Genomic DNA, 5,466 nt, shown 5'->3' with positions numbered 1-5,466 from the left:
TCGGCTTCGCCGAGGGCTGGCCCGGGCTGCGCCCGGGCAGCGGGCCGGCTGCGCCGGCCGGATCGGGCTGCGCCCGATCGGCGGGAGTGGCGGGTGCTGCGTGGGCGTGGGTGGTGGTGGGTCAACTCCGCGCTTCGCTGCGGAGTTGGGTGGGTGTCAGGGTGGGGCCTTCGGCCCTTGGCGGGGTGGTGGTGGGGATGCGGGCTTCGCCCGGGCTGGCTGGGATGGTGGGTGGGGCGCTTCGCGCCTGGGTTGGTGAGGGGTGGTCAGGTGGTGGGGTCACTCGTTGGGGTGGTGGAGGGGCGGGCTTCGCCCGTTCTCGTGCATCAAAGACAGCTGCCCGCTAGCCTCTGGGATCGCGGCAGGGTTCCGGGGATCCGGATAAAAGGCTCACGGAAATGCGCATGCATCGCGGCGAGAAAAACGGGCCGCCTGGCTCCTGTCAGCTTATTTTCGGGCGGGAGAAAGCGGAGGGATTGCGGGATGGAAAGGCGGAAGATCGGGCGGGCGGCGGATTCCGTGGCGCCAGCTATCGGCTACGGTTCCGGACCACCCAGGAGCAGCGGGGCCGGCTCCTGCGACGGTGGTCAGCTGGTGAACGGATCCGGCGGGGGCGGGGTCCGGAGGAGCCCCCGCCAGGGCTTCCGCGCGGCTGGAAGCCCCGTACGTCGGGCGGAAGGGCAGTCCAGCCGCCGTTCGGCCAGGCGCAGCGCAGCGGGCGCGGCACTGCCGGATCGGCCGCAGGCCGATGTGGTGGCACAGGCGGGGTCGCCGACGGACTTCCGTCGGGGTCCAGGTGCCTGCGTGTCGGTGCTTGCGCTGACGGCTGAGGTCAGGTATCACGCGCGCCCGCGTTCTGAGAGATGCGGGCCTGCATCGTTGCTGGTCAGGGCCTTGGGGGGCGGTCGGAATGTCAGTCCTGGGCTGACATTTTGGGGGTGTGGATGTCAGACGGCGCTGACGAATCCGGGCGGTTTGGTGCCTGTGCTGTTACGGAACTGGTCGCGTCGGTCAGCGGGAGTTATCCACAGGGTCCCTCGGTGATCGTGTTCCCAGCACGGAGTGCTTTGTCAGCCCAGGACTGACATTCCGAGGACTTTCGTGCGTGTCCTGTCACCAAATTCGTAGCTGCACTGTCACGTTCGTGCCAGGATGCTGACGTCCGATCCGATCAAGGAGATCCACGAGATGAGCGCAGGGCCCACCGACGGCAGCTCGGCCGCCCGGCTGCCGGGATCGAAGCCCGCGCGCACCCGGCGCCGGCGTCCGATGCCTCCGCCCACCTCGTACAGCCGGATTCCCAGCTCCACCACGGTCGAGCTGCCGCCCGGCCACGCCGCCCAGGTGTTCCCATTGCCCAGCAGCACCGGGTTCATCGGCGAGGCGTTCAGCATGGACTCGCTGGAGTTCATGCGGTGGGCCGCCCGGCGCTACGACAGCGACCGCTTCGTCCTGGTCGTCCTCTTCACCCTGATGGGCAGCCAGGAACCGGGCGGGCTGATCGAGGCCAACCACGGCGACGTCGCCGACTTCCTCGGCTACAGCCGCCCGCACGTCAGCCGGGTCTTCCACGTCCTGGAGGCCGACGGAGCGCTCCAGCGCGTCCGCAACGGCCTGTACCAGCTCAACCCCGCAGCGAGCCTGCGCGGAGGCGTGAAGAAGCCGCAGAAGGGCCGCAAGGGGGCCTCTACGGGTAAGGGTGAGAGGGTGGAGCAGCTGGACCTGCTGCACGCGCTCCTGGAGGACCCGGACGCGCCCGAGGCGTTCAAGGCGATGGCGCAGCCGGGCGCGACGCTGGAGCCGCGCAAGCTCAAGAAAGGGAAGCCGTCGTCATGACCGTCACCGCAGACGAGTGGATCGCGCGTCGCCCGCTGTGGGGGAGCTTCAACGGGCTGTCCTACGTGCCGCGGCTACCTCCCACCGCCTACACACTGCTGCTGCACCTGCTGACCGTCCAGCAGCCCGGCGGCCTGGTCGTGGCCACACACGAGGAACTGGGCGACGGCCTGGCGATGGACCGCGTCCTGATCAGCCGAGCCATGCAGCACCTGGTGGCCGCCCGACTGGTCACCGTCCTGCGCCGCGGCCGCTTCCAGCTCCACCCCGCCATCTCCGCCTTCAACACCCCGAAGGAACAGCAGCAGGCCATGCGGGCCCTGCCCAGGGAGATGCGGCTCGACGAGGGCGACTTCGAGGACGAGTACGAGCGCCGGCTGGCCCAGCACCAGGAGGAGAAGGCCCGCAAGGCCAAGCAGCGCAAGGTCACCGACATCAAACGACCCCGGCTCAAGTCCGTGCCGAACGGGAACTGAAGTCGAGTCGCGGGGCCCAGTCACCCGGACCCGCGACGATGCCAGCCGTCCCGATACCCTGCTGGCGGGCCGCTCGGTATGTCGGTCCCGGACCGCTGGCGGCCGCGACCGGCAGCACCAACGTCCCGACGGTGCCCCGCATCAACGCCCGCCTCGCAGCAGACTGTCCCGGTGCCGTCCAGTGGCCCGGATCGCGGGCCGGGCCACCAGAGAACCACCAGGCCGCCGTCGCCGCAGTCCGTGAGCGGCCCTCCCTCCTACCGCCGCCCCCGACCGCCGAGGAGATCCTCGCCGAGGGGAGGACGACGATCGTCGCCGCGCTCGGCGACCTCGCCGAGCAGACCACCCACCCGGCGCGGCGCAGCCTGTATCTGGAGCTCCAGCGGGAGGTCGAGGCGTCCACGACGTTCGCCGACCTGCGCAAGGCACGGGGAACCTTCGCGTTCCGCCAGGCCGACGGGTACTGGCTGGACCGCTGGAACGCGCTGTCGCAGAACCCGCCCGAGTCCTACGAGGAGCACCTGCGCGGTATCAACTACGGGGGCGGGTACTGAGGTCGCCCGGCACGCGCTCCGTGATCCAGCCCGCCAGCGGTGCCGAGCAGGTCGCGTTCGACGGCGTGCCGGATGCGACCGACATCAGCAGCCGCAGCCGCACACCCGGCACCAGCCGCAGTGGGCGCAGCGTTCGGACTCGAGGTCGCCGCAGGCCTGGAAGGCGTCGCTGCCGTCGCCGATCGGGCAGTAGCACTCACAGCAGGAGCCGCAGGCCGCGTGGACGCGGTCCTCGCGGCGTCCGGCGATCACGGTGGTCGAGCGGTCCCCGCAGTCCCGGCACCGCCGCGGCACCACCGCCGGGGCCAGCTCCAGTGCGGCGACCTTCTCGGCCCAGGTGGTGAGCGCGGTGAAGTCGGCGTCGGTCAGGCCGGCGGCCGGGTCGACCTCGTGGAGCAGGGCGGGGGCGGCGTGGCCGTCGGCGAAGTCGCGGCGGACCTGGTTGGGGAAGTGCGGGGCAAGCCAGGCCAGGGGCCGGTCATGGCGATTCGCCCAGCCCAGCACGTCCTGGGAGCGCCACCACAGGTCGCCCTTGGCGTCGGGACTGACGCCGGGGTCGTCCACGCGCAGGAAGAAGGTGCGCTGGGTGGCGCCCTTCAAGTCGGCGTGCGGCGGGGCCTGGGTGAAGCCGAGCGGGCCGAGCATGGCGGCGAGTTCCTGCGGCGTCCAGGCCGACACCCAGACCAGGTCGAACGGCAGCGCTTCCAGTCGTTCGCCGATGGCCGGGTTGAGCTGGACGACCAGGTGGCTCGGCCTGGGGTAGACCATGGCGGACCAGTCCACCCACGCCTGCGGGCGCACCTGGTGCGGGACGTAGCCGGGCAGCAGGCGACCTGCGCCGTAGGGGGACAGGACGCCGTCGACGTCCAGGGCGAGCAGCGGCCGGGACGGGTGCACGGTGTTCTCCTCAATCGCGTTCAGCCGGGGGCCGGGCGCAGCGTGTGCTGGGCCCGGCCCCCTGCTGACGGCTGGTGCGGGGTCACATGCCTGGCAGGGGCGCTTCGCCGAGGTGCTGGACGGCGGGGCTGCCGGCGAGCTGGCGCAGCAGGTAGAGGGTGCGCTCGGCGGTGGTGGGAGGTGCGGGCATGTGGTGCTGGCCGGTGCGGGGGTCGAGGTCGGCGCGCCAGTCGAGCACGGCCCAGAGCATGGCCTGCTGGCGCTTGTAGCCGGAGGGGAACGGGTCGGGCCGGGTGACCTCCTTCAATCGACGGAGGGCATCGAAGAACGGCGTGAACTCCGTGTCCCAGACCAGCACGTTGCGCTCCGCGAGGACCTCGCGCAGCGCGGCGATAGCGTCCTCGGGATCGACCGCGCCCTCGGGCACGCCCTTGGTGCGCGGGCCGACCAGACGCAGCGTGGCGTCGTACAGGGTGGCGCCTGCCGTGTCGATGGCGGTGATGCGGGCGGCGGCCGGGGTGCGGGCCTTTCCGCTGTCGCTGGGCGGGCGGTGGGTGTACTGGACGGCGACGACGGCCAGGTGCTCGTCGTCCAGGAGCCGGGCGGCCCAGTCGGTGGCTGCGGTGGCCTTCTCGGCGGCTTGCTTCTGCTTGGCGCGCAGGCGGGCGATGTGGGCGCAGGCGCGGCACAGCAGCCAGCCGTCCAGCTTGGTGCAGGGGATCTCGGGGCGGGCGCCGCACTGCTCGCAGGTGCGGGTGCCGGTGGTGCGGCGGGCGGCGGCCGCGGCGAGCTGCGCCACGGTGGCCGTGGTCGGCACCGATTCGTGGATGTCGAACAGGTCGAAGGTGTCCTTGCGGCCCGAGGGGCCCTTCGCGGTGATGCGGGCGCGGACCGGCCCGCCGGGCTGGCGGGGCAGGTCGAGGTCGGCGAGCTGGGTCTTGGTCACGAGGTGGGCGGGCAGGTCGCCCCACCAGGTGTACGAAACCAGCGGGTTGGCGGCGGGGTTCTGGTTCTCCATCGGCTCCTCCCCAAGGTGATGGCGCATCAGGTTCAACGGCGGCCGCCGCCAGGTGGTGGCGGCCGTGCGGGTGGTCAGCGCATCCACGGCTCCGGGTGGCCGCGGACCTCTCACCGGGCCATCGGCGGCCAGCCGCCCGCGGCACGGCACGGGTCACGGTCGATGTGGAAGCGCGGCACCGTGTCGCTGTCCTGGCCGGGCTCGGGCAGCGGGCCGAACCAGGTGTGGCCCTCCCCGGTGATCCGGTCCCCGCAGTGGGCGCAGCGCCACCGCGCTGGCGTCAGCGCCCACGCCGCTTCGAGGTCGGCGAGTTCCTGGGCGGCGTCGCCCTGGCCGTGGCCGTCGTGCGTCATCGCGGCTCCGTCCTGTTCTTGGAATTCCGGTCGGATTTCTGCGGTCGCATGGTTCGGGAATTGCTTCTGACTGCTGGTTGCGGGTGCTGCTGTGAATTCGGTTCGGAAATTCTACTGCGCTCGCGGGCGCCGCTCCTGGGCCGAATTGCTCCTCCGTGGCCCTGGTGAGCTGGTCTCGGTCAAACCGGTTGCAGTGCAGCCAGCCGATCGGGTCGGGGGGGGCGGCGGGGGGGGGCGCGCGCCCCCACCGACCGCGGGGGTAAACAAGAAGGGGTGTGGGGGGGGGGGGGGGGCAAGTGAGGGCGTCGTGTGGGTGGGAATCAGACTGGGCG

6 protein-coding genes are annotated in these 5,466 nt (G+C 71.8%); 3 read left to right on the top strand and 3 right to left on the bottom strand.

Annotated elements, in window-relative coordinates; all coding sequences use genetic code 11:
- Positions 1-1,152 precede the first annotated feature (1,152 nt).
- From ACIRVF_RS39065 to ACIRVF_RS39055, 3 genes are all read left to right on the top strand, one after another.
- The gene (locus ACIRVF_RS39065; RefSeq protein WP_402829126.1) at positions 1,153-1,836 is read left to right on the top strand and encodes a helix-turn-helix domain-containing protein; all 684 of its coding nucleotides are present in this window, start codon (positions 1,153-1,155) and stop codon (positions 1,834-1,836) included.
- Positions 1,833-2,312, top strand: a complete 480-nt coding sequence (locus tag ACIRVF_RS39060) for a hypothetical protein (protein ID WP_402829124.1) — start codon at positions 1,833-1,835, stop codon at positions 2,310-2,312. Before ACIRVF_RS39065 ends, ACIRVF_RS39060 begins: the two co-directional genes overlap by 4 nt.
- A gap of 131 nt (positions 2,313-2,443) precedes the next feature.
- The gene (locus ACIRVF_RS39055; protein WP_402829122.1) at positions 2,444-2,866 is read left to right on the top strand and encodes a hypothetical protein; all 423 of its coding nucleotides are present in this window, start codon (positions 2,444-2,446) and stop codon (positions 2,864-2,866) included.
- Between the two features lie 84 nt (positions 2,867-2,950).
- Here the strand turns inward: ACIRVF_RS39055 and ACIRVF_RS39050 are convergent, their stop codons facing one another.
- From ACIRVF_RS39050 to ACIRVF_RS39040, 3 genes are all read right to left on the bottom strand, one after another.
- Positions 2,951-3,763, bottom strand: coding sequence for a hypothetical protein (locus ACIRVF_RS39050; RefSeq protein WP_402829120.1), 813 nt, complete (start codon positions 3,761-3,763; stop codon positions 2,951-2,953).
- Between the two features lie 82 nt (positions 3,764-3,845).
- On the bottom strand, positions 3,846-4,781 hold the full coding sequence (locus ACIRVF_RS39045; RefSeq protein ID WP_402829118.1) for a hypothetical protein: 936 nt from the start codon (positions 4,779-4,781) through the stop codon (positions 3,846-3,848).
- Positions 4,782-4,891: 110 nt separating this feature from the next.
- A complete protein-coding gene (locus ACIRVF_RS39040; protein WP_402829116.1) occupies positions 4,892-5,134 on the bottom strand; it encodes a hypothetical protein in 243 nt (80 codons plus the stop codon).
- Positions 5,135-5,466: the final 332 nt, after the last annotated feature.

Source organism: Kitasatospora sp. NPDC101157, from assembly GCF_044768255.1.
Classification (GTDB): Bacteria; Actinomycetota; Actinomycetes; order Streptomycetales; family Streptomycetaceae; genus Kitasatospora.
Note: the sequence above shows the minus strand (reverse complement) of the source record. Positions and strands in the feature narration are given on the sequence as shown.